The 23356-nt window shown below is 61.5% G+C and carries 16 protein-coding genes and 1 pseudogene; 7 read left to right on the top strand and 10 right to left on the bottom strand.

The genetic code is table 11. From position 1 onward, the window contains the following. Positions 1-67: 67 nt before the first annotated feature. From FP026_RS28980 to trxA, 6 genes are all read left to right on the top strand, one after another. Positions 68-2647, top strand: coding sequence for a PAS domain-containing sensor histidine kinase (locus FP026_RS28980; RefSeq protein WP_149638009.1), 2580 nt, complete (start codon positions 68-70; stop codon positions 2645-2647). Continuing rightward, positions 2644-4155, top strand: coding sequence for a tRNA (adenosine(37)-N6)-threonylcarbamoyltransferase complex ATPase subunit type 1 TsaE (gene tsaE, locus FP026_RS28975; protein ID WP_149638008.1), 1512 nt, complete (start codon positions 2644-2646; stop codon positions 4153-4155). Before FP026_RS28980 ends, tsaE begins: the two co-directional genes overlap by 4 nt. 75 nt (positions 4156-4230) lie before the next feature. Continuing rightward, positions 4231-4962, top strand: a complete 732-nt coding sequence (locus FP026_RS28970; protein WP_149638007.1) for a nucleotidyltransferase family protein — start codon at positions 4231-4233, stop codon at positions 4960-4962. Between the two features lie 4 nt (positions 4963-4966). Next, complete coding sequence (gene addB, locus FP026_RS28965; protein WP_149638006.1) at positions 4967-8158, top strand: double-strand break repair protein AddB; 3192 nt, start codon at positions 4967-4969, stop codon at positions 8156-8158. Beyond that, positions 8151-11717, top strand: coding sequence for a double-strand break repair helicase AddA (gene addA / locus FP026_RS28960; RefSeq protein WP_149638005.1), 3567 nt, complete (start codon positions 8151-8153; stop codon positions 11715-11717). Before addB ends, addA begins: the two co-directional genes overlap by 8 nt. A gap of 74 nt (positions 11718-11791) precedes the next feature. Beyond that, positions 11792-12112: a thioredoxin gene (gene trxA / locus FP026_RS28955; protein WP_004127513.1), complete on the top strand. Its 321-nt coding sequence runs from the start codon at positions 11792-11794 to the stop codon at positions 12110-12112. A gap of 276 nt (positions 12113-12388) precedes the next feature. On the opposite strand, the gene FP026_RS28950 is transcribed toward trxA, so the two are convergent. From FP026_RS28950 to FP026_RS28920, 7 genes and pseudogenes are all read right to left on the bottom strand, one after another. Beyond that, on the bottom strand, positions 12389-13717 hold the full coding sequence (locus FP026_RS28950) for a bifunctional folylpolyglutamate synthase/dihydrofolate synthase (RefSeq protein WP_188112713.1): 1329 nt from the start codon (positions 13715-13717) through the stop codon (positions 12389-12391). Positions 13718-13773: 56 nt separating this feature from the next. Next, complete coding sequence (gene accD / locus FP026_RS28945; RefSeq protein ID WP_149638004.1) at positions 13774-14685, bottom strand: acetyl-CoA carboxylase, carboxyltransferase subunit beta; 912 nt, start codon at positions 14683-14685, stop codon at positions 13774-13776. A 108-nt stretch (positions 14686-14793) separates the two neighbouring features. Beyond that, positions 14794-15633 carry a tryptophan synthase subunit alpha gene (gene trpA, locus FP026_RS28940; protein WP_149638003.1) on the bottom strand — a complete coding sequence of 280 codons (840 nt, stop codon included), beginning with the start codon at positions 15631-15633 and terminating at the stop codon, positions 14794-14796. A 10-nt stretch (positions 15634-15643) separates the two neighbouring features. Beyond that, entirely contained in the window at positions 15644-16858 is a 1215-nt protein-coding gene (gene trpB / locus FP026_RS28935) for a tryptophan synthase subunit beta (protein WP_149638002.1), read from the bottom strand. Continuing rightward, positions 16855-17529, bottom strand: coding sequence for a phosphoribosylanthranilate isomerase (locus FP026_RS28930; RefSeq protein ID WP_149638001.1), 675 nt, complete (start codon positions 17527-17529; stop codon positions 16855-16857). The genes trpB and FP026_RS28930 overlap by 4 nt, the downstream gene beginning before the upstream one ends. A 91-nt stretch (positions 17530-17620) precedes the next feature. Next, positions 17621-18621 (bottom strand): annotated as a pseudogene (locus FP026_RS28925) (NADP-dependent oxidoreductase). A 71-nt stretch (positions 18622-18692) separates the two neighbouring features. After that, a complete protein-coding gene (locus tag FP026_RS28920; protein WP_149638000.1) occupies positions 18693-19508 on the bottom strand; it encodes an oxidoreductase in 816 nt (271 codons plus the stop codon). Positions 19509-19597: 89 nt separating this feature from the next. Between FP026_RS28920 and FP026_RS28915 the strand changes: the two genes are divergently transcribed. Beyond that, positions 19598-20029, top strand: a complete 432-nt coding sequence (locus tag FP026_RS28915; RefSeq protein ID WP_149637999.1) for a winged helix-turn-helix transcriptional regulator — start codon at positions 19598-19600, stop codon at positions 20027-20029. 132 nt (positions 20030-20161) lie between these two features. Here the strand turns inward: FP026_RS28915 and FP026_RS28910 are convergent, their stop codons facing one another. The 3 genes from FP026_RS28910 to FP026_RS28900 form a co-directional block, all read right to left on the bottom strand. Continuing rightward, entirely contained in the window at positions 20162-20923 is a 762-nt protein-coding gene (locus FP026_RS28910; RefSeq protein ID WP_149637998.1) for a M48 family metallopeptidase, read from the bottom strand. A gap of 192 nt (positions 20924-21115) precedes the next feature. Beyond that, positions 21116-21553 carry a DUF2852 domain-containing protein gene (locus FP026_RS28905; protein WP_149637997.1) on the bottom strand — a complete coding sequence of 146 codons (438 nt, stop codon included), beginning with the start codon at positions 21551-21553 and terminating at the stop codon, positions 21116-21118. Between the two features lie 321 nt (positions 21554-21874). Further along, on the bottom strand, positions 21875-23152 hold the full coding sequence (locus tag FP026_RS28900; protein ID WP_149637996.1) for a polyhydroxyalkanoate depolymerase: 1278 nt from the start codon (positions 23150-23152) through the stop codon (positions 21875-21877). Between the last annotated feature and the right edge of the window lie 204 nt (positions 23153-23356).

The following is a 23356-nucleotide window of genomic DNA, read 5'->3' as shown; positions in this document are numbered from 1 at the left end:
CCCGGAGCCATGAAAATGGGATGTCTTGTCAGGATGCGGCACATTAAAAGACGGAGACAGACCTCTTATGTTTGAAGGGGAAGACAAACTGCATCGACCAGCGCTACACGGAGTGGCGGCGCGGTTGCTGCGGGGCGGCGTATATCGGCTTTCGACAGGGGCAAAGCAGGGCAAGGGCCGGCTCGCTCGCCTGAGCCGCCTGTTGAGGCTCAGCGTTTTCGGCGGCCTGTTGACCGGCCTGGCCGGACCCGTTCTCGCCCAGAGCAATGATGCCGCGCAGGCGAGCATGCGCCTCTTCACTTCCTCGGAAATGGCCGTCTTCTCCGTCATCATCGGCGTCATTTCCGCCGCGCTCCTCTCGACCATGTGGATGGTCCGGCAGCGCGGCAACATGGAAAGCGAAAGCCGCGAGATCCGCACGGCTCTGTCCGATGCCAACCAGCGCATTTCGCAATATCAGGCGCTGATTGCCGACAAGAACCGCCGCATCGTCATTTGGGACGGTCAGAACGCACGGCCCGAGCTGCTCGGCCAGCTTCCGGTCGAGACCGGCGCACCACAGGACAACGAATTCCTCGCCTTCGGACGCTGGCTGAAATCATGGTCGGCCGGCGAACTCGACAAGGCGATCGACAAGCTGCGCGGCAGCGGCCAGAGCTTCGACATGGTGGTCGAAACCAACCGCGACGAAATCCTGGAGGCGCAGGGCCGCATTTCCGGAGGGCGCGCCTTCGTCCGCTTCATCGCCCTCAACAATCTGCGCGCCGAACTCGCCGAGCTCAAGATCGAGCGCGACCGGCTGATGACCTCGATCTCCACCTTCCAGAGCCTGCTCGATGCCATCGACCTGCCGGTCTGGCAGCGCGACGCGGAAGGTACGCTGACCTGGGTCAACCAGGCCTATAGCGAGGCGGTGGAAGCGGTTTCCGCGGAAGAGGCACTCCGTGAAGGACGCGAATTCCTGACAACCGTGGCTCGCGAACGCATTCGTGCGGCGGCCACGCCGGAATCTCCCTTCCACGACAAGATCTCGACCGTCGTGCACGGCAACCGTACCTTCTTCGATGTCGTCGACGTCAGGGCTCCGAATGGATCGGCCGGTATCGCCATCGACGTGTCCGAGGCGGAATCCGTTCGTGCCGAGCTCGCGCGCACGCTGAAGAGCCACGCGGAAACGCTTGATCATCTGGCAACCCCGGTTGCGATCTTCGACGGCGATCGGCGGCTGCAATTCTACAATCAGGCGTTCGTCCAGCTCTGGGAACTCGACATCGCGTTTCTGGAAAAGCGGCCCGATAACAGCGAGCTTCTGGACCGGCTGCGCAGCGCCAAGAAGCTGCCCGAGCAGCTGAACTGGAAGACATGGAAGGACGGCGTCCTTTCGGTCTATCGTGCGCTCGATACGCAGGCCGATCTTTGGCACCTGCCCAACGGCCAGATCCTCAGGGTTTTCGCGACGGCGCATCCGCAGGGCGGCGCCACTTGGGTATTCGAGAACCTGACCGAACAGGTCGATCTCGAAACGCGCTACAACACGCTGGTCAAGGTCCAGGGCGAAACCATCGACCATCTTTCCGAAGGCGTTGCCGTTTTCGGCCCCGATGGCCGCATCCGCCTGTCGAACCCGGCCTTCCGCATCCTCTGGAACATCACAGAAGCGCAGGCCAAGCCCGGCACGCATATCCAGGCCCTGGCAGAGGCCTGCACTCCCTCCTATGACCGGCCCGACGGCTGGAAGCGGTTTGCCGAGCAGATCACCAGCTTCGACGACGAGCGGCCATCCTCGCAAGGCACGCTGGAGCTCTTTTCCAATCTGGTGCTCGACTACGCCGTCATTCCTCTGCCCAATGCGCAGACCATGCTGACCTTCGTCAACAAGACAGACAGCGTGCGCGCCGAACGGGCATTGACCGAGAAGAACGAGGCGCTGCTGAAGGCGGACGAGCTGAAGAACGATTTCGTCCAGCATGTCTCGTACGAGCTACGCTCGCCGCTGACCAACATCATCGGCTTTACCGACCTCCTGAAGACGCCGGGTATCGGTTCGCTGAACGAGCGGCAAGCCGAATATATCGACCATATCTCGACCTCCTCCTCCGTGCTTCTGACGCTAGTCAACGACATTCTCGATCTGGCGACGGTCGATGCCGGCATCATGCGGCTGAACTATTCCGAGATCGTGCTCAACGACCTACTCGACGAAGTGTCGATGCAGATCGCAGACCGGCTGCAGGAAAGCGGCGTGATGCTTGAGATTACCGTGCCCGCTCATCTCGGCTCCATCGTTGCCGATCAGCAGCGGCTGAAGCAGATCCTGCTCAAGCTCCTGACCAATGCCGCCAATTTCGCGCCCGAGGGATCGACGATCTCGCTGAAATGCGGCCGCGAGGGCTCGGATTTCGTCTTCTCGGTCTCCGACAAAGGCCCCGGCATATCGGAAGAGCTGATCCATACGGTCTTCAACCGTTTCGCCTCCGGCGGCAAGGGTGGCAAACGCAGCGGCGCGGGCCTTGGCCTTTCCATCGTCGAGAGCTTTGTCAGCCTGCATGAAGGCGACGTTTCCATCGAAAGCCAGCCTGGCAAGGGGACGATGGTGACCTGCCGGATTCCTTCGGCTGAACTGCCTCACTCCGTCGCAGCAGAATGACAGCCTCCGGCAGCAGCATTTCCCTTTTCCTCGCGGATGACACGGCCACGGCCCAACTTGGCGAAGACCTGGCGCTGGCCTTGAAGATCGGCGACTGTCTGGCACTGTCGGGCGATCTCGGCGCGGGCAAATCCTCGCTCGCACGCGCGCTGCTGCGCTCCATGGCCGACGATGCCGAACTGGATGTGCCGAGCCCGACCTTCACGCTCGTGCAATCCTACGAGCTGCGCATTCCGGTCTCGCATTTCGATCTCTATCGCCTCGGCGACCCCAGCGAATTGACGGAACTCGGCTTCGACGAAGCCGTGCAGGCCGGCATCTGCCTTGTCGAGTGGCCGGAAATGGCCGAGGGCGAACTGCCGAAGGAGCGTATCGACCTCAAGCTCACGCATGAGGGTGATGGCCGGCGGGTCGCGATCACGGCACCGGCCAAACAGATGGCGCGCATCGAGCGCGTGCTGGCACTTCGCGCCTTTCTCGATTCGCATGGCTATCGCGGCGCCCAGAGACGCTTCCTCACGGGCGATGCCTCGCTGCGAGCCTACGAATCCATCTATCGCAGGGATGGCGGTGACCGCGTGATCCTGATGGATTGGCCGCGCCTGCCGGAAGGGCCGCCCGTGCTCGACGGCAAGCCCTATCCGAAGGTCGCGCATCTGGCCTGGGATGCCTATCCTTTCGTGGCGATCGCCAATATCCTCAGGGAGAATGGCTTTGCCGCCCCGGAAATCTTCGCTGCCGACTACGACCAGGGCATCCTACTGATCGAGGATCTCGGCGCCGACGGCGTGCTCGACGGCGAGGGAAAGCCGATTGCCGAGCGTTATCGTGCCGGCGTTGCATGCCTCGCGCATCTGCACGGCCTTTCGATCCCTCGCGACATTCCAGTCACGCCGGATCACGTCCATCACATCCCGGATTTCGACCGGACCGCGATGAAGATGGAAGCGCGGCTGCTTCTCGACTGGCATCTGCCCTGGAAGCGCGGCACGCCGGCAAGTGATGAAGAACGAGGCGACTATCTGGCGATCTGGGATAAACTAATCGACCAGCTCGACGACGCGGAAAAGAACCTGCTGCTACGCGATATGCATTCGCCGAACATCATCTGGCGGGCGCAGGAAAAGGGCATAAAGCGTATCGGCCTCATCGACTTCCAGGATGCGATGATCGGGCCGACCTCCTATGACATCGCCTCGCTGGTGCAGGATGCGCGGGTGACGATCGAGCGCGATCTGCATGACCAGCTGTTGGCTGACTATCTCGCGCTCCGGCACGCCCAGGGTGGCTTTGACGAGGCGAAATTCCTGAGGAGCTGGGCAATCATGTCGGCGCAGCGCAATTGCAAGCTTGCCGGCCTCTGGGTGCGGCTGTTGCAGCGTGACGGCAAGCCCGGATATCTGAAGCATATGCCACGCACGCTCGCCTATCTCGCCATAGCCTTCGAGCATGAAGCGCTCGCTCCCTTGCGCGAATGGTGCGAGAAGGCCGGGATCGGCCTGATATAACAGCCAGAGACCCGGCGACGGCTTTCCGCCCTTGTGCTAAGGAAAGCAGATAGCGAATCGAAAGTTCGAGACGAAATGACCATCAAGCAAGCCATGGTATTGGCCGCGGGGCTCGGAACCCGCATGCGGCCAATTACCGACACCATCCCGAAGCCGCTGGTGAAGATCGCCGGCAAGCCGATGATCGACTATACACTGGACGCGTTGGTGCAGGCAGGTGTCGAACGGGCCGTCGTGAATGTGCATCACCATGCCGACCAGATGGAGGCGCATCTGCGCAGCTATCGCGGCCTTGAAATCCTGATTTCCGACGAGCGGGATGCGCTGATGAACAATGGCGGCGGCCTCGTCAAGGGCTTGAAGCTTTTGAGCCGCGAGCCGGTGTTCGTCATGAATGCCGACCTGTTCTGGATCGGCGAGAGGCCCGGCCATCCCACCAATCTCGAAAAGTTAGCCGGATTCTACGACGAGCAGCGCATGGATATGGCCATGCTCTGCGTCGAACTGCAACGGACCACAGGCCATAACGGCAAGAATGACTTCGGCATGGCGCAAGATGGAAGACTCGCCCGCTACCGCGATGTCGGACACGATGGCGTCGTCTATGCCGGCGCAATCGCGATGAACCCGTCCTTCCTTGATGGCGCGCCTGATAATGCCTTCAACGTCAATATCTACTTCGACAAGGCCATCGAGCGCGGCCGGCTCTACGGCACCATGATGGATGGTCACTGGTTGACCGTCGGTACGCCGGAGGCGATCGGCGAGGCGGAGGAAGCGATCCGGACCTTCCGGGCGTTTGCGTGAGCCTATGACGGGTGGGCACCGGCAGCGCGTCCTGACGATTCCCGCGGGCCTGCCTTTCCTGAAGACCCTTGCGGCAGCGCTTTGCGATGGCCGGCTGACCGAACATTTCCGCCATGATCCGAGCGACCCGCTATCGCTCGCCAAGGTCAGCATCTTCCTGCCGACGCGGCGCGCGGCGCGCGTGCTGCGCTCGGAATTCGTCGACCTGCTCGGCGGCCGTTCCGCCATCCTGCCCGTCATTCGTCCGCTCGGCGAAACCGACGATGACAGCGGCTATTTCGAGGAGACCCTGCCGGAAACGGCCGATCTGGCACAGCCGCTTGCCAATACCGCCCGACTGCTGGAACTGGCGCGACTGATCCTCGCCTGGCGCAACAAGCTGCCGCAGATCGTGCGCGACATTCACTCCGATTCGCCACTGGTGGCGCCGGCAAGCCCGGCGGATGCCATATGGCTCGCACGCAATCTTGCTGAACTCATCGATTCGCTTGAGACCGAGGACCGCGAATGGAGCGAGCTTGCCACTCTCGGCGCAGAGGATCACGCACTCTGGTGGCAGCTGACGGCCGAATTCCTGGCGATTGCCAGCGCCTTCTGGCCGGCGCGCCTTGAAGAGCTCGGCAAATCGTCGCCAGCCCGCAACCGCAATGCCATCCTGCGCGCCGAGGCGCAACGGATCTCTACCATGCGGCACCCCGGGCCGGTCATCGTCGCAGGCTCGACCGGCTCGGTGCCTGCGACGGCGGAGCTCATCGCGGCGGTCGCTGCCCTGCCGCAAGGCGTGATCGTGCTCCCCGGCCTCGATCTTGCGATGCCGGAAGAGGATTGGCAGCTCGTGGCGCCGGAAACCTCCATCGGCGAAAGAGCCGATCCGACCACCCGCAGCCATCCGCAATATGGTCTTTCCCTGCTCTTGAAGCGGTTGCGCGTCACCCGGCGCGATGTCGAACCTGTCGTGGATGCGGCTGATGCCATGCAGATGCGGGCGCAGATCCTGTCGCGCGCGCTGGCGCCGGCCAAGGCGACGAGCGGCTGGGGAAGCTGGCGCAAGACGCTCTCTCCCGATGCGATCCCGGATGCATTCGCCGACGTGGCACTGATCGAAGCCGCCAACGAGCGCGAGGAAGCGACCGCAATCGCCATCGCCCTGCGGCTGGCTTTGGATAAGCCGGCGCGCAACGGCGGCGAAAGCCAGGCGGCCTTGATCACGCCCGACCGCAATCTTGCCCGACGCGTGACGGCCGAGCTTGCCCGCTTCGGCATTACCGCCGACGATTCGGCCGGCACGCCGCTGAACGCCACGCCGCAAGGCACGTTGCTGCAATTGCTGCTGGAGGCGTCGCTTCGCCCCGGCGATCCTGTCGCCGTCGTTGCACTGTTGAAACATCCTCTCGCCTTGTTCGGCCTGCCAGCGGAGACGCATCAGTCTGCTGTCGACGCGCTGGAGATCCTGGCGCTCAGGGGCGGTGTCACCAATATCGAAATCGGCAGGCTGGAGGCCCTGCTGGACGAGCGTGTGGCGGAGCAGGCCAATGACCGCCATGCGCCGCAATGGCGAAAAGCGCTGCCGCCTGAAGCCATCGAGCATGCGCGCGCCCTGGCCCAGCGTGTGACAGCGGCCTGCGAACCGCTGATATCGGCGCTTTTGCTGCCTGCGTCGGAAGGCCTGCTGACCCTTTCGGATTGGGCCGAGCGTACGGGCCGTGCCCTCGAAGCCGTGGCCGTCGACGAGCACGGCAGCCTGGCGGGTCTTTGGTCCGGCGAGGCCGGGGACACGCTTGCCAGCTTGCTCCGAGACGTCATCGACACCGACGGCCAGCTTGAAGCCGATGGGGTGCAGTGGATCGACATTATGGCAGCGCTCTGCGTGGGCCAGGCGGTGAAGCCGCGGGCGCTCAGCCATCCGCGTCTCTTCATCTTCGGCACGCTGGAAGCGCGGCTGCAGAGCGTCGATACGCTGATCCTCGGCGGGTTGAACGAGGGTTCCTGGCCAGGCCAAACCGCGAACAACCCCTTCATTTCCCGCAGCATGAAGACGGAGATCGGCCTGGAGCCGCCGGAGCGCCGCATCGGGCAGCTCGCCCACGATTTCGAAATGGCGAACGGCACACGCGACCTGATCTATTCCCGGGCGCTGCGCCAGGGTTCGACCCCGACGGTCGCGTCGCGTTGGCTGCAGCGGCTGATTGCGCTTGGCGGCAAGGAGTTGGAAGACGCCATGAAGGCGCGCGGCGACCAGTATCGCCATTGGGCCGCGATGATCGACGAGGGTGAAAACCAGGCGCCGGCGCTGCGCCCGGCGCCGAAGCCGCCTGTGGAACTGCAGCCGAAGAGCTATTCCTTCAGCGAGGTGGGCCGGCTGCGGCGCGATCCCTATTCGATCTATGCCCGCCGCGTGCTGCGGCTCGATCCGGTCGATCCGTTCAACCGCGATCCCGGCCCGGCCGAGCGCGGCACGCTCTATCACAAGATCATCGACCGTTTCATCCGTGAAGGGCATATTGCCGGCACGCCGGATGCGACGCTCGCCATGGATCGCATCATCGCCGACCTCTTCGATGCCGAACGGCTGCCCATCCATATCGACAGTGTCTGGCGGCCACGCTTTCGCGAGGTGGCTCGCGCTTTCCTTGACTGGGAAGCGGAACGGCGGCCGGCGGTTCGCATGACGGCGACGGAAGTACCCGCCGGCGTCGAGATCGAACCGATAGGCATCCGTTTGACCGGCGTTGCCGACCGTATCGACATCAAGAGCGACAGGGGCGCCGACCTCATCGACTACAAGACCGGCTACAATCCCTCTCCGCCACAGGCCCGCGCCCTGCTCGATCCGCAGCTGGCTTTGGAAGCCTATGCGCTGAAGGCGGGCGCCTTCCGCAATATCGGCGCACTGATCCCTGAGAACCTGCTCTATGTCCGCTTGCGGCCCGGCGACCGCTTCAAGGTCGATCAGGTCAACAATGAGCACTCCAGCCGCGGCGGCAAGACGGAGACGAAGTCGGCTATGGATCTCGCGCAGGAATCGATGGATCAGCTGGTGAAATTCGTCTCGCTGCTGCAATCCGGCGAGAAGGGTTTTTCCTCGCGGCTCATCCCAGCGCAGCAGTTCGAATATGGCGGCGACTACGACCATCTCGCCCGCGTTTCGGAATGGTCGACGGCCGAGACCGAGCAGGAAGGCGGCGGCGATGAGTGATTTTCCCGCCGACGATATCGCCACCCTGCCCGAAAGCGACGATCCCGGCGTCTGGATCGGCTGGACGACGATCCAGCAATCGATAGCCTCCGACCCCGAGCGCTCGGCCTGGGTCTCGGCCAATGCCGGCTCCGGCAAGACGCATGTGCTGACGCAGCGCGTCATCCGCCTGCTGCTATCAGGCGCACGCCCCTCGGCGATCCTCTGCCTTACCTATACCAAGGCTGCCGCCTCCGAAATGTCGAACCGCGTCTTCGACAGGCTCGCCGCCTGGGCGACGATGCCGGACGAGGAGCTGAAGAAGCGCATCGCAGATATCGAAGGCAGGGAACCGGATCTCTTCAAGCTTGCCGAGGCACGTCGGCTCTTTGCCAAGGCGCTGGAAACGCCGGGAGGGCTGAAGATCCAGACCATCCATGCCTTTTGCGAGGCCCTGTTGCACCAATTCCCGCTCGAAGCGAACGTCGCCGGGCATTTCTCCGTGCTCGACGATCGGGCGGCCGAAACCCTTCTCGACGATGCGCGCCGCGCCCTGCTGACATCAACGACGCCGCATGGCGATGCCGAGCTGGCGGACGCTTTTGCCTATGTGCTCGATCTCGGTGACGAATCCGGCCTTGAGACGCTACTTGGCGATATCGTCGCCAATCGCAATGCCATCCGCCGTTTCACGGAAGCCGCGGAACGCAAGGGCGGCATCGAAGCCGCGCTGCTCGCCCGGCTTGGCCTTTCACTGGGAGAGACGGAAACAAGCATTGCGGAGCAATACTGGCCCCTGCCCGGCCTTTCTGGTGCAACGCTGGAGCTTTACCTGACGCTCGCCGACGAGAAGGGCGGCGCCAAGGCTCAGGAAGTTGCCTATGCGCTCCGCCTTGCCAAGCGCGAGGCAAGTCCGCTCGCCCGCGCCGAGATCCTCGAAAAGGCCGTGCTGACCGCCAAGGGCGAACCGAAGTCGGACAGCCAGTTCTTCGTGAAAGCGATGCTGGCAGATGCGCCTGTCTTGGCGGACGCCGTGGCTACCGCGCGCGCCCATGTCGTTGCCAGCCGCGACCGGCTGAGGCTGATGCGGATGTACCGGGCCACCCGTGCCGCTCTCATTCTCGCCGATCGCCTGAACCGCGATTATGAGGAGCTAAAGAAGCGGCGCAGCCAACTCGATTTCGAAGACCTCATCACCCGCACAGCTGATCTTCTCACCAAGAAGGATGTCGGTCCCTGGATCCACTACAAGCTCGATCAGGGCATCGACCACATTCTGGTGGACGAGGCGCAGGACACCAGCCCGATCCAGTGGAGCGTCATCCAGTCGCTGGCGGAAGATTTCTTCTCCGGCGACAGCGCCCGGCCGACGCTCAGAACCATCTTTGCCGTCGGCGACGAGAAGCAATCGATCTATTCGTTCCAGGGCGCCCGTCCGGAACGGTTTTCCGAGGAGAGCGACCGCACAAGGCGGCGCGTGGCGGCGAGCGGCCAGCAATTCTCGTCGATCCGCCTGCCCCTCTCCTTCCGCTCGACGGCCGATGTGCTTGGCGCCGTCGATCATGTTTTCACCAGCCCGGACAATGCGAGAGGTCTCAGCGCCGTCAACGAGCCGGTGGTGCACCGCTCCAGCCGCATCGGCCATCCCGGCGCCGTCGATCTCTGGGAGATGATCGCGCCTGAACCGGCCGCCAAGGAAGAGGACTGGACCGCACCCTTCGATTCGACCCCGGAGAGTGCACCTCCCGCCATTCTGGCGCGACGGATGGCACAGACGATCGGCAATCTCGTTGGCCGGGAAAAGATCATCGAGAAGGGCAAGGCGCGCTTCATCGAAGCCGGCGACATTCTCGTGCTGGTGCGCAAGCGCGACAGCTTCGTCAACGCGCTGACCCGCGCCCTGAAGCGACGCGGCAACATCCCCGTCGCCGGCGCCGATCGTCTCGTGCTGACCAGCCATATCGCCATTCAGGATCTTCTGGCGCTGGGCCGCTTCCTGCTGCTGCCGGAAGACGATCTTTCGCTCTGCGCGCTTATGAAGAGTCCACTCTTCGATCTCAGCGAAGAGGATGTCTTTGCGGTCGCGGCCTACCGCGACGACGAGGAAAGTGTCTGGAGCCATCTGCAGAGATTTGCCGCAGACGGCCATGAACGTTTCAGCCAAGTGGTCGAACGGCTGCGAACCTTCCTTGCCTTGTCGAAGAGCCTTCCTGTCCATGATTTTTATGCGCGCGTGCTCGGCAGCTTCGGCGGCAGGCGGCAGTTTCTGGCGCGGCTCGGCACCGAGGTCAGCGATATCCTCGACGAATTCCTGACCTTCACGCTCGATCACGAGACAAGCGGCCTGCCCGGCCTGCAATCCTTCATCTCGACGCTGGAATTGGAAGCGCCGACGGTCAAGCGCGAGCAAGATAAGGGCCGCAACGAAGTGCGGATCATGACGGTGCATGCCTCGAAGGGGCTGGAAGCGCCGATCGTCTTTCTCGTCGATGGCGGCGGCAAGGCCTTCACCCATACGCATCTGCCGAAGATGCGGCTGATCGAAACCAGTGGGGATGAGATCCCGCTGCCGGTCTGGGTTCCGGTCTCGGCGCTTGCCAATTCGCTGACGCAGGCCGATACCGCGCGGCTGCAGTCCCTAGCGGAGGAGGAATATCGCCGGCTACTCTATGTCGGCATGACGCGCGCCGCCGACCGCCTGATCATCTGCGGCTATCGCGGTATCCGCGAAAATGCCGAAACCTGGCACGCGATGATTTCAGCCGCGTTGCGCGGGGATGAGCTGCATTGCACGCAGAAGACTTTCTCCGGACCTGACGGCGACTGGCAGGGCTTGAGCTGGCGGGTTGCGCAGGTCCAACTCGCATTCGAGACCGCTAAGGAGCATGAGACACGTTCTGAGCGCGCTGGCCTGCCCGACGGCCTCAACCGGCCGCTGCCGCCGCAAAGAAGCCTGCCGCGGCCACTGAGCCCCTCCGGCGTTGGCACCGTTATCGATGAGGAAGCCGACGACCTGCTCGTGACTTCGGCGCTCTTCGGCGAAAAGGCCAAGTCCGACCGCGCCCTGCAAAAAGGCCGCTTCATTCACCGCATGCTGCAGACCTTGCCTGAAATCGCGCCCGAGGAGCGCGCCGATGCGGCTCGGCGCTATGCGGAGCGGGCCGCGCGCTTTTGGCCGCAGGCCGAGCAAGAGGCGCTGGTGAAGTCCGTCACGGCGCTGCTGTCGCATCCGGATCTGCAGGGCACTTTCAGCACCCATGCGCAGGCGGAAGTCTCGATCATGGGCACGCTGAAGCTCGGCAGCCAGTCCTATGCTGTCTCGGGCCGCATCGATCGGCTCGCGGTGCTGGATGACCGTATCGTCATTCTCGACTACAAGACGAATCGCGTACCGCCGCCCGAGGAAAGCAGCATTCCCTTCGCGCACAGAGCCCAGCTTGCCATCTACCGCGAGATCCTTTCGCCGCTTTATCCGGGAAAGCGTGTAGACTGCATGCTGGTCTATACCGAAAATGCCTCGATCTACACGCTATCCGACGGGGCTCTTGCATTGGCGCTTGCGGAGCTCGAGACAAAGTGAATACCAGATATTGACATATGGGCACCGCACCATCACATATCTAGCATCCCGCAAATCCTGGTAAGGAGCAGCCTATGGCTACCGTTAAAGTCGATACCTCCAATTTCGCCACCGAAGTGCTGCAGTCCGCAGAGCCTGTGGTCGTTGATTTCTGGGCCGAATGGTGCGGTCCGTGCAAGATGATCGCCCCGGCTCTCGAAGAGCTCGCCGTGCAGTTCGAAGGCAAAGTCAAGGTCGCCAAGCTCAACATCGACGAAAACCCGGAACTGGCCGCCCAGTTTGGCGTTCGCTCGATCCCGACGCTCGCCATGTTCAAGGCCGGCGAAGTTGCCGATATCAAAGTCGGCGCCGCTCCCAAGACGGCCCTGCAGAACTGGATCTCCAGCGCATCCTGATCGGGTATCGATCGCATGAAACAAGAGCCCCGCTTCGGCGGGGCTTTTTGTTGGTCGGAGAGAGCGGGCCATCCTCGCCCTTCGAGGCTTCGCTCCTCAGGGTGAGGATGGAGCGCACGCCGTTGCATAAACCGATCCCTGGCGCATGAGGCGAACTCAATAGCTGGCTTGTACAGAAGGTTAGTCCTGATGGCGAGGTGCGTAGGCTCCTGAGCTTGCCGAAGGTGCCGGAGCCTCGAACCACGAGGGCGGGTGGCGAATAACCACCCGCCTCACTTACCGCGGCGGCGTGCCGTTGTCGGCAAGGACATCGCCGACGAGATAAAGCGAACCCCCGATCAGGATGCGCGGGGCGGGTGAATTCGGCACGGCTAAAGCCTTGATCGCATCCAGCGCCTCGACGACATTAGACATGGGCTCGGCTATGAGGCCGGCATCATAGGCGGCATTGGCCAGGATGACGGGGTCGATCATCGCATCGCTGCCGCGGATAGGCACGCAGTAGACCTTCTCCGCAAGGCCGGCAAAGGCCTTGAAGTATCCCACGGGATCCTTGGTGTTGATCATACCGATGATCAGGAACAGAGACCGCGGCCGACGTTCCTCGAAATTGGCCATGGCCTCCGCGATGACTTCTCCGGCGCCGGGATTGTGGCCACCATCGACCCAGATCTCGGCACGCTCCGGCGCATGCGATATCAGATCGCCTTCCGTCAGCCGCTGCAGGCGTCCCGGCCACTCGACGGATGTCATCGCCTTTTCCATCATCGCTTCCGTGACGACGAAACCGGCGGCCTTGACCGCCCGTATGGCGGCAGCGGCATTGCCATATTGGTGTCGGCCCGGCAGGCGCGGCAGCGGCAGGTCGGCCAGGCCGAACTCGTCCTGATAGACCAGCTTGCCATATTCCTCGTGGGCGGAAAAATCCTGGCCGAACACGGCCGTCGGGCAACGAAGCCGCTCGGCCGTCGAGATCAGCACATCGAGCGCGGCATCATAGTCCTGATGGCCAATGACGACCGGATGGCCGGCCTTCAGGATGCCCGCTTTCTCAGCCGCGATCAGCTCGACGCGGTCGCCGAGATAGGGCTGATGATCGAGCGAAATCGGCATGATGACCGAGACGGCAGGATCAGAAATGACATTGGTGGCATCGAAGCGGCCGCCAAGGCCGACCTCGATGACGACGGCATCGGCCGGATGCTCTGAAAAGAGGAGGAAGGTCGCGGCCGTCAGAATTTCGAAGACGGTGATCTTCTGACCGTCATTGGCCTTGGCGATGCGCCTCAGCACATCGGCGAACACGGCATCGTCGACAAGCTTGCCGCGGCCGCCCTTGACGCCGATGCGATAGCGCTCGTGCCAGTTGACGAGATGCGGCGAGGTATGGACATGCACGCTATAGCCGCCGGCTTCGAGCAGGGCGCGGCAGAAGGCCGTCACCGATCCCTTGCCGTTGGTGCCCGCGACATGGATCACCGGCGGCAATTTCTTATGAGGGTTGCCGAGGACGTCGAGCAGACGGGTAATTCTCTCCAAAGACAGATCGAAGCCCTTGGGATGCAATCCCATGAGCTTCTCGATTTCCCGCGCTGCCTCGCTCATTGCGGATTGATCCATGGATGTCATCCCGCACCTCCGCCTGTCGGCAATCGATGATGTCAGGCGCTCGCCGCGACCGGCAGCGCAACGCTGTTCTTGCTTTTTGCGGACACGTCGTTGGCAGGCACCTTGGTCAGGATTTTCAAAAGAGTTGCCAGGGTGTCCGGAATATCGTGACGCTTGACGACCATGTCGACCATACCGTGCTCCAGCAGGTATTCCGAGGTCTGGAAACCTTCCGGAAGCTTTTCGCGCAGCGTCTGCTCGATCACGCGCTTACCGGCAAAGCCGATTTCGGCGCCGGGTTCGGCGAGATGGATATCGCCGAGCATGGCGTAGGAGGCCGTGACGCCGCCGGTCGTCGGATTGGTCAGAACCACCACATAGGGCTGGCCCGATTCCTTCAGCAAATCGACGGCAACGGTCGTGCGCGGCAGCTGCATCAGCGACAGGATGCCCTCCTGCATGCGGGCGCCGCCCGAAGCCGGGAACATCACCACGGGACATTTTTCGGCGATCGCGCGTTCGAAAGCCTTCACGATAGCTTCGCCGGCCGCCATGCCGAGCGAGCCGCCGATGAAGTTGAACTCATGCACGATGGCGACAAGCTTCAGGCCGCGAACCTTGCCGACACCTGACAGGATCGTATCTTCCTGCTCGGTCTTGATGCGGCTGTCTTTCAGGCGATCGGTATATTTCTTCGAATCGCGGAACTTCAGCGGATCCTGCGCGACCTTCGGCTGCGGCAGGGCTTCGTATTCGCCATTGTCGAAGAGATCGGCAAGACGGGCCTTGGCCGGCATCTTCATGTGGAAGCCGGATGCGGGGATGACCCACTTGTTGTCTTCCAGATCCTTGTGGAAGACCATTTCGCCGGTTTCCGGGCACTTGATCCAGAGATTCTCCGGAACCTCGCGGCGGCCCAGCATGGAATTGATCCGCGGGCGGACGTAGTTCGTGATCCAGTTCAATTCGAAACTCCTAATCGACCGAATTAATCGATAGCTCAGTCGTCACCAAATGCCCATAGGCCTTTTCCTCAATCCGCAGCGGATTGCCGAAAGGCCTATATGGGGAAACTATTCGGCGGCAACAAGGCGGGCGGAACGGGTGCCTGTCGACAGGCCGCGCACCAGCGTCGCCACGGCCTGGATGGTATCGGCCGTTGCCTTGCCATCCTTGGTCAGGCTGGTGGCGATCTGGTTGACGATCGCGGTGCCGACGACGACGCCATCGGCGGAAGCGCCGATCAGCTTGGCGTGTTCGGCCGTCTTGACGCCGAAGCCGACGCAAACAGGCAGGTCCGTGTGCTGCTTGATGCGCTCCACTGCACCCGAAACCAGCGACGGATCCGGCAGTGCCGACCCGGTGATGCCGTTCATCGAGACGTAATAGACGAAGCCGGTCGTGTTCTTCAGAACCGTCGGCAGGCGCTTGTCGTCAGTGGTCGGCGTTGCCAGGCGGATGAAGTTGATGCCCTTGCGGATCGCCGGGATGCAGAGTTCATCATCCATTTCCGGCGGCAGGTCGACGACGATCAGTCCGTCGATCCCAGCTGCAAGCGCGTCATCGAGGAATTTTTCGACGCCGTAGATATAGATCGGATTGTAATAGCCCATCATCACGATCGGCGTATCGGCATCGACTTTTCGGAAATCGGCGGCGAGCTGCAGCGTCTTCTTCAGCGTCTGGCCGGCCTTCAAGGCACGCTGGCCGGCAAGCTGGATCGCCGGGCCGTCGGCCATCGGATCGGAAAAGGGCATGCCGAGTTCGATGACGTCGGCGCCGGCTTCCGGCAGCGCCTTCATGATGCCGAGCGAGATCTCGTAGTCGGGATCGCCACCCATGAAATAGGTGACGAGTGCCGGGCGGCCTTCAGCCTTCAAAGCGGCGAAGCGTTTGTCCATACGTGCGGTCATGGCGTCTAACTCACATTCCCAGAATCTTGCCGACGGTGAAGATGTCCTTGTCGCCGCGGCCGGAGAGGTTCATCAGGATGATCTCGTCCTTACCCATCTTCGGGGCGCGTTTGATCACTTCGGCGAGCGCATGGCTCGGCTCGAGCGCCGGGATGATGCCTTCGAGGCGCGTCAGCGTCTGAAAGGCTTCGAGCGCCTCATGGTCCATGATCGGCACATATTCGGCGCGGCCGATATCGTTCAGCCAGGAATGCTCAGGACCGATGCCGGGGTAGTCGAGACCGGCCGAAATCGAATGGCCTTCCTTGATCTGGCCGTCGCCATCCTGCAGCAGGTAAGTGCGGTTGCCATGCAGCACGCCGGGCGAACCGGCGGTGATGGAAGCGCAATGCTCGTCGCCTTGCAGACCCTTGCCGCCAGCTTCGACGCCGACGATCTTGACGCTTTCATCATCAAGGAAGGGATGGAAGATGCCGATGGCGTTCGAACCGCCGCCGACGGCAGCAATGACGAGATCCGGCAGACGGCCTTCGGCCTCCAGGATCTGCGCGCGGGCTTCGGTGCCGATCACGGCCTGGAAATCGCGGACCATTTCCGGATAGGGATGCGGACCGGCGGCCGTGCCGATCAGGTAATAGGTATCTTCGACATTAGTGACCCAATCGCGCAGCGCCTCGTTCATGGCGTCCTTCAGCGTGCCGCTGCCGGCTGTCACCGGGATGACCTCGGCGCCCAAGAGCTTCATGCGGAAGACGTTCGGCGCCTGACGTTCGACATCGGTGGCACCCATGTAGACGACGCAGGGCAGGCCGAAGCGGGCAGCCACAGTCGCCGAGGCGACGCCATGCTGGCCGGCGCCGGTTTCGGCGATGATGCGAGTCTTGCCCATGCGCTTGGCAAGAAGGATCTGGCCGATGCAATTGTTGATCTTGTGCGAGCCGGTGTGGTTCAGCTCTTCGCGCTTGAAATAGATCTTGGCGCCGCCAAGCTCGGCCGTCAGGCGCTCGGCGAAATAGAGCGGGCTCGGGCGGCCGATATAATGCGTGCCGAGAGACTTCAGCTCCGCCTGGAAGGCCGGATCGTCCTTCGCCCTGTTCCATTCCTCCTGCAGATCCAGGATCAGCGGCATGAGCGTTTCGGCTACGAAACGGCCTCCGTAAATGCCGAAACGGCCGTCCTCATCGGGGCCGGAGCGGAAGGAATTGGGTTTAGGCGTCTGGTTCACTTTCTACTCCCTGCTGCCGGTTCCGGCAGACATGCTTCTGCAAAAGCGTCGAAAAACTGGTCGATCTTACCGAGATCCTTCACGCCCGGTGCGCTTTCCAGGGCGGAGGAAAGATCGATGCCGCTGGCCCTGGTGGAGGACAGCGCCTCGGCGACATTGTCCTTGTTGACGCCGCCGGACAGCATGTAATCCACGCGATCGTCGAGCCAGCTCATCAGGCTCCAATCGAAGGATACGCCGTTTCCGCCCGGCAGCACAGAACCGGCGGGCGGCTTGGCATCGAAAAGGAAGCGATCGGCAATGCCGATATAGGATTCCACCCGCTTCAGGTCATCGGCCTCACGCACGGACATGGCCTTCATGACGGGAACGTTATGGACCGCCTTGATGGTCAGTACGCGCTCCGGGCTTTCATTGCCATGGAGCTGCAGCATATCCGGCCTCACCAGCGCCATGATCTCGTCGAGATCGTCGTTGGTGGGATCGACCGTGACGGCGACGATCTTCGCCTTGCCGCGCGCGCGCTCCGCCAGCTGGCCGGCGAGATCGGGCTCGATATAGCGCGGGCTTTTTTCAAAGAAGATGAAACCGATATGGGTAGCGCCGCGCTCAAGAGCACGATCCACCGCTTCCGGCGTCTTCAGACCACAAATTTTGACATCGGGGTTCATGGCAGCGGAGTGACACGAAATTTCGAAAGAGTCGAGCCTAAAGGCGACGTTGGCGGGATTTTTGCGCTATCCGGAAGCAACAGCTCGCGCTTTACTTCACCGAGATTACGACCTTGCCCTTAACTCGACCTGCCTCCACATAGGCTAACGCCTCGTTGATGTTCTCGAACGGAAAAACCTTATCCATGACGGGTCGCACGGCCCCAGTTTCGACCAAGGACGTGATCTGGCCAAGCTGCTCTCCGTTCGCCTTCATGAAAAGGAACGAGTAGCTGACCCCACGGCGCCTTGATTTCCTTCGGATGCCGTAACTCAGCAGGCCCATCACCTGCTGAAGCAGCCAGCCGGAACCATTCTCCCTGGCAAACGTCGGATCGGGCGGACCCGAAATCGAGATGAGCTTGCCGCCCGGCTTCAGCACGCGCAGTGATTTCTCCAATGTGTCCTTGCCAAGGCTATTCAGCACAACGTCATACCCCTGCAAGACCTTGTCGAAATCGTCCTTCTTGTAGTCGACGACGACATCGGCGCCGAGCTTCTTGACGAGATCGACATTGGCTGTGCTCGTCGTAGTTGCCACATGTGCACCTATATGCTTTGCGAGCTGGATGGCCATCGTCCCCACGCCACCCGAGCCGGCATGGATGAGAACCTTCTGTCCTTTCTTCAGGCCAGCGCGCTCAACAAGCCCCTGCCAGGCCGTTAAGGCGACCAGAGGCAATGATGCAGCCTCTTCCATGGTCACATTCTGCGGTTTCATCGCAACGTCGGCCTCATTTATCGCTATAAACTCTGCAAAGGTACCAATGCGATCCTGAGCCGGACGGGCATAGACCTCATCTCCCAGCTTGAAACGCCGGACTTTGGATCCGACCTGGACCACGACGCCCGCCAAGTCATTACCAAGGATCAACGGAAGGCTGTACGGCAGAATAAGCTTGAACTCGCCGCTCCTGATCTTGGCATCCAGAGGATTCACGCTGGCTGCGTAAACCTCTACCATCATGTCGTTTCCCGCAACTCCGGCATGGGACTTTCGCCGAGCCGCAGAGCACCGCCCTTTGCATAGCGATCGATCAGAAATGCTTTCATGAGAACTAACTTTCGTTTCCAGGGTAACGAGCAGCCAAACGCCGAACAACAGCATCCGGCGGCAGAGGCTGTCAGGCGGGAAGCCTGTTAAACTTGCGAAGGTTCTTGTCGATGAAGGACTCCGGCAGGAAGCGGCGTATGAAACGGACTTGCCCTGCCGCCTTTCCCGCCGTGTAGCGCCTCTTCGGCGATGCGGCGTTCGCGGCTTTGACCACGACGTCGGCTACCACCTCCGGCGCATCGCCCGCCTCAACAATCTCGCGCATCAGGTTCTCAGCGTCGGTGCGAACTTTGTCATATACCGGAAGCGGACCATCCGGTCGCGTAAGGTTCTCCTCGAAGGACGTGCGGGTGACACCGGGCTCTACGAGCACGACGCGGATGCCGTGCGTGCGAACCTCGTGGTCAAGGGATTCGGAATAGCCTTCTATCGCGTGCTTGGTCGATGCGTAGAGCGCGTTGAAGGGAGCGGGAATCAACCCAAGGATGGAACTCATGTTGATGATCCTGCCTTTCCGCTGACGTCTCATCACCGGAAGTATTGCATTCGTCATCCGCAGGACACCGAACAAGTTCACATCGAATAGAGCTTTCGCCTGCGCAACGGAGGATTCCTCAGCTGCGGCGAGCAATCCGATCCCGGCATTGTTGACGAGCAAATCGATTCGTCCTGCGCGGACCAGTATGTCATCGACCACACTCCGCACCGATTCATCATCGGTAACGTCACAGACCAGCATAACAACCCCGTCCGGGGTATCCGGCGTAGGCTTGCGGCTGGTTCCAAACACACGGTATCCAGCGTGCCGCAACGCTTGCGCGGTCACCAATCCGATGCCGGAGGAAGCACCCGTGACCAGGGCGACACCACGTTCTGTCTTACTCATTGTGCTCACCTTCATTTTTATCATGGCACATCGATGAGCATTCTGTTACTATCAAATCAATAGTAAGTCACTATCAAAAAGATATCGACATGAAGAATCTTTCGAGCCAGCCGTGTCTGATCGCCCGCAGCCTGGCATTGGTGGGCGATGCATGGTCCATGCTGATCATGCGCGATGCCCATGCGGGCCTCACTCGTTTCGACGAATTTCGCAAGAGTTTAGGTATCGCGCCGACAATGCTGACCGCTCGGCTATCTGCGCTTACGGAAGACGGCCTGCTGGAAAAGCGGCGCTACTCGGAACGCCCTCCGCGCGACGAATATGTATTGACGCCGGCCGGCCAGGACTTCCTGCCGGTGCTGTTTGCAATTGGTGCGTGGGGGCGTAAGCATCGTCCCGCGGACGGCGTGACCCGGTTCTTCGATGCCGAAACCGACACTGAAATCGATCCCGTCACCATTGACCGCGCAACCGGCGCCCCGATCGGAACACGTCCTATTCGTATTGCCATGCCGGAATGAACACCAATGCGCACGGGCCTGAAAGACTTTCATTCCCTGCGGGCGCCACCGCCGAGAAACTGACGCAAACCATTCAAACTGCGGAAATGGCCGAGTGCAATGTCGTCGAATGAGGGCGTTCTGATGGCTTGTTCAATCAAAATCGATCGCGTGCAGCTGACTGCCATGGCGCTTTAGCCAGGCTTTCGCCTCGTCCATGTCGGGGCAGAGTTTGCGGCAGAGCGCCCAGAAGCGCGGGCCGTGGTTCATTTCCTTGAGGTGGGCAACTTCGTGGGCGGCGAGGTAATCGATGACCAACGGCGGCGCCATGACGATACGCCAGGAGAAGCTTAGGTTTCCCTGCGAGGAGCACGAGCCCCAGCGGCTGCGGGTATCCTTCATGGTGATTGACGTGACGGTGGCGCGGATGGACTTGGCATGCACCGCGACGCGCTTTTCCAGATCGGCGCGCGCCTCCTTCTTCAGGAAGGTCGCGATGCGCCGGCCGGCATGTTCCGGCAGGCCGCTGACGCGCAGCACCGGAACGCCTTCCACGACGATGGCTTCGGTGAGGCCGCGCAGGGTGCCGGTATGCTCGATCCGGTGACGCACGCCGCGCAGGAGGATTTCGCTGCCACCGCGCAGACCGGTGTCGACGGAGAATTTTGCGAGCTTCGTCAGAAGCCAGCCCTGATGCCGGTCGAGAAAAGCGTTGACCTCACGGGCGGCAAGGCCGCGCGGAATGGTCATCTTCAGCGACCGCCCGCCGGGCTCGATCCTGAGCGTGATGCGGGTTGCCCGCTCGTGCTGGCGGATCGTCAGCGGCATCAGCCGGCCGGCGACATCGAGCGTACGCGTTTCCGGCGCGGGCGGCTTGGCCGGCGGTTTGCGGGATCTGGAGAGCAGCGGAAACATGGAGGCAGTTTTATATGATTCGCCAAAGCGCGTCGCAATCTTTCAGATTCGCTCCCAGCGCTTTGATCTTTAATTTTCGCATGTCGTTATCGCAAAACCGCTGCGCACTTTTGCGCGAGCTGCTTTGCGATTTCTGGCAAAGAAAAACCGGCATCGATCGATGCCGGTTTTGACCTCGTAACGGAACTCCCGTCACGGCGTCTGGAATTCGGTCGGCGAGCCGCCATTGTCATTGCGCTTGACGCTGTTGCGCTCGCGCATGAAACGGTCGAACTCTTCCTGGTCCTTGGCACGGCGCAACTCACGGACATAGGTGTCGAACTCGGCGCGCATCTCGTCGAGCTTGCGGCGCTCCTCTTCGAGACGCTCGAGTTCAGCCTTGCGCCAATCGTCGAAGGCGACGTTGCCGGTGGAGAAGGAATGACGGTGACGACCGCGATGACGGCCGCAGCCGGCAAACATGCCATCGGTTCTCTCATTCACGTCCCGTTTGAAATCCCGCAAACGTTCCCCGAAGAGAATATAGGCGAGCATGGCAAAGCCCAGTGGCCAAAAGACCACGAAGCCAAGCACCATCAGGGCAATAGTAGCCGGAGTCCAATCCGGACGAAGCAATGCAGATTGGTTCATTGTCAGGTATCCTCGCACGGCGCATGGCCCTCGACCGACAGCGATCGATGGAAAGGCTTCTGCGCGGTTTTTAAAGCTCTACCTGCATCACAGCGCGTTCCAAGGACGCGCGGCGCGGTAAACGGCCCGATCATCTCTGCGGTACCGCTGGAATCGAGATGGTAACCTCTTCGTGAGGCTTCAATGGCAGACCCAGGCGGAATCGGACAAGTGCTTGAATCCGCGCGGATAATTCAACAAAAGCTAATAGTTTGCACAGCAGGAACGGTTCGGCTCCTCAACAAGCTCCGAACCATTCTATCCATTTGAATTTGCTTGCTCTCAGGCGGATTTTCCGCCCTTGATGACCCGCTTGACGACAGGCCTGCCGGTGCGGGCGTGCTCGCGCGTGAAGGCTAGGATACGCGGTGCGATCTCGCGGCGGAAGCGCGAGCCGTTGAAGACGCCGTAATGGCCGACATCCGGCTGCAGATAGTGCATGCGCATATGGTCGGGGATATTGGTGCAGATGGTCTGTGCCGCATGCGTCTGGCCGACACCGGAAATATCGTCGTTCTCGCCTTCGACGGTCAAAAGCGCGATGTTGCGGATAGCGGAGGGATCCACGCGCTCGCCGCGATGCATGAGCTCGCCCTTGGGAAGCGCATGCTTGATGAACACGTGATCGACCGTCTGCAGATAGAATTCCGCCGTCAGATCCATGACGGCCAGATATTCGTCATAGAAATCGCGATGCTTCTCGGCCGGCTCGCCGTCATTCTTGACGAGGTGCACGAAGAAGTCCTTGTGGGCGATCATGTGACGGTCGAGATTCATCGACATGAAGCCGGAAAGCTGCAGGAAGCCGGGATAGACGGGCCGCATGAAGCCTGGCTGCGGCCAGGGCACGTTCATGACGACATTGTCGGCAAACCACTCCAGTGGCTTTTCCTTGGCGAGCTGGTTGACGGCGGTCGGATTGATACGGGTATCGATCGGGCCACCCATCAGCGTCATCGACGAGGGCGCCAGGCGATCGCCCGCCGCTTCCATGACGGCTGCGGCCGCGAGCACCGGCACCGAGGGCTGACAGACGGCGACGACATGCGTATCGGGGCCTAGGTGGTGCAGCATCTCGATGACGTAATCGATATAGTCCTCCAGATCGAAGGTGCCATCGGTCATCGGCACCATGCGCGCATCGATCCAGTCGGTGATGTAGACGTCAGCGCCCGGCAGCAGGGCCTCCACCGTGCCGCGCAGGAGCGTCGCATAGTGGCCGGACATCGGCGCCACGATCAGGATACGGGGATCGGCGCCATGGCCTGCGGGCAGGCTGCGCTCGAAATGGATGAGATTGCAGAAAGGCTTCTTCCAGACGATCTTTTCATGCACCGAGACCGGCTTGCCATCGATCAGCGTCTCATTGAGCCCGAATTCCGGCTTGCCGTAACGCCTGGTCGTGCGCTCGAAAACCTCGAGGCTTGCCGTCAAAGTGCGGCCGAACACCGTGTGCGAGAGGGGATTAAGCGGATTGGCATAGGCTAGGCGCATCATGTCTGCCGCGGCGCGAAAAGGGGCGAGAGCGGCATGATGGAGTTCATAAAACTGATAAAACATAGGGGCTTTACCTTTCGTGATGCGGTATGCGAACGCGCAAATCACCTAAATTATTGAAATGCATGCGTCTTGCGGTCGCTACCTTTGCTGCGGCGCTTCTCCAGTCGCGCTATGCAGCAGGACGATCGCGGCTCCTCTGCGCACCTCATCCTTTAAGCTCTTATTATCCAACCTAGCAGCTTTTGCTGCAAAGCAACATAACGG

Source organism: Martinezella tropici, from assembly GCF_008370325.1.
GTDB lineage: Bacteria > Pseudomonadota > Alphaproteobacteria > Rhizobiales > Rhizobiaceae > Rhizobium > Rhizobium tropici_B.
The sequence above is the reverse complement of the archived record's forward strand: the minus strand, read 5'-3'. Positions and strand labels throughout refer to the sequence as shown.

What these genes read in the sequence shown, in the direction of transcription:
- FP026_RS28980 (WP_149638009.1), top strand. Translation starts at nt 68, where the DNA reads ATGTTTGAAGGGGAAGACAAACTGCATCGACCAGCGCTACACGGAGTG.
- tsaE (WP_149638008.1), top strand. Translation starts at nt 2,644, where the DNA reads ATGACAGCCTCCGGCAGCAGCATTTCCCTTTTCCTCGCGGATGACACG.
- FP026_RS28970 (WP_149638007.1), top strand. Translation starts at nt 4,231, where the DNA reads ATGACCATCAAGCAAGCCATGGTATTGGCCGCGGGGCTCGGAACCCGC.
- addB (WP_149638006.1), top strand. Translation starts at nt 4,967, where the DNA reads ATGACGGGTGGGCACCGGCAGCGCGTCCTGACGATTCCCGCGGGCCTG.
- addA (WP_149638005.1), top strand. Translation starts at nt 8,151, where the DNA reads ATGAGTGATTTTCCCGCCGACGATATCGCCACCCTGCCCGAAAGCGAC.
- trxA (WP_004127513.1), top strand. Translation starts at nt 11,792, where the DNA reads ATGGCTACCGTTAAAGTCGATACCTCCAATTTCGCCACCGAAGTGCTG.
- FP026_RS28950 (WP_188112713.1), bottom strand. Translation starts at nt 13,717, where the DNA reads ATGAGCGAGGCAGCGCGGGAAATCGAGAAGCTCATGGGATTGCATCCC.
- trpA (WP_149638003.1), bottom strand. Translation starts at nt 15,633, where the DNA reads ATGACCGCACGTATGGACAAACGCTTCGCCGCTTTGAAGGCTGAAGGC.
- FP026_RS28930 (WP_149638001.1), bottom strand. Translation starts at nt 17,529, where the DNA reads ATGAACCCCGATGTCAAAATTTGTGGTCTGAAGACGCCGGAAGCGGTG.
- FP026_RS28920 (WP_149638000.1), bottom strand. Translation starts at nt 19,508, where the DNA reads ATGAGTAAGACAGAACGTGGTGTCGCCCTGGTCACGGGTGCTTCCTCC.
- FP026_RS28915 (WP_149637999.1), top strand. Translation starts at nt 19,598, where the DNA reads ATGAAGAATCTTTCGAGCCAGCCGTGTCTGATCGCCCGCAGCCTGGCA.
- FP026_RS28910 (WP_149637998.1), bottom strand. Translation starts at nt 20,923, where the DNA reads ATGTTTCCGCTGCTCTCCAGATCCCGCAAACCGCCGGCCAAGCCGCCC.
- FP026_RS28905 (WP_149637997.1), bottom strand. Translation starts at nt 21,553, where the DNA reads ATGAACCAATCTGCATTGCTTCGTCCGGATTGGACTCCGGCTACTATT.
- FP026_RS28900 (WP_149637996.1), bottom strand. Translation starts at nt 23,152, where the DNA reads ATGTTTTATCAGTTTTATGAACTCCATCATGCCGCTCTCGCCCCTTTT.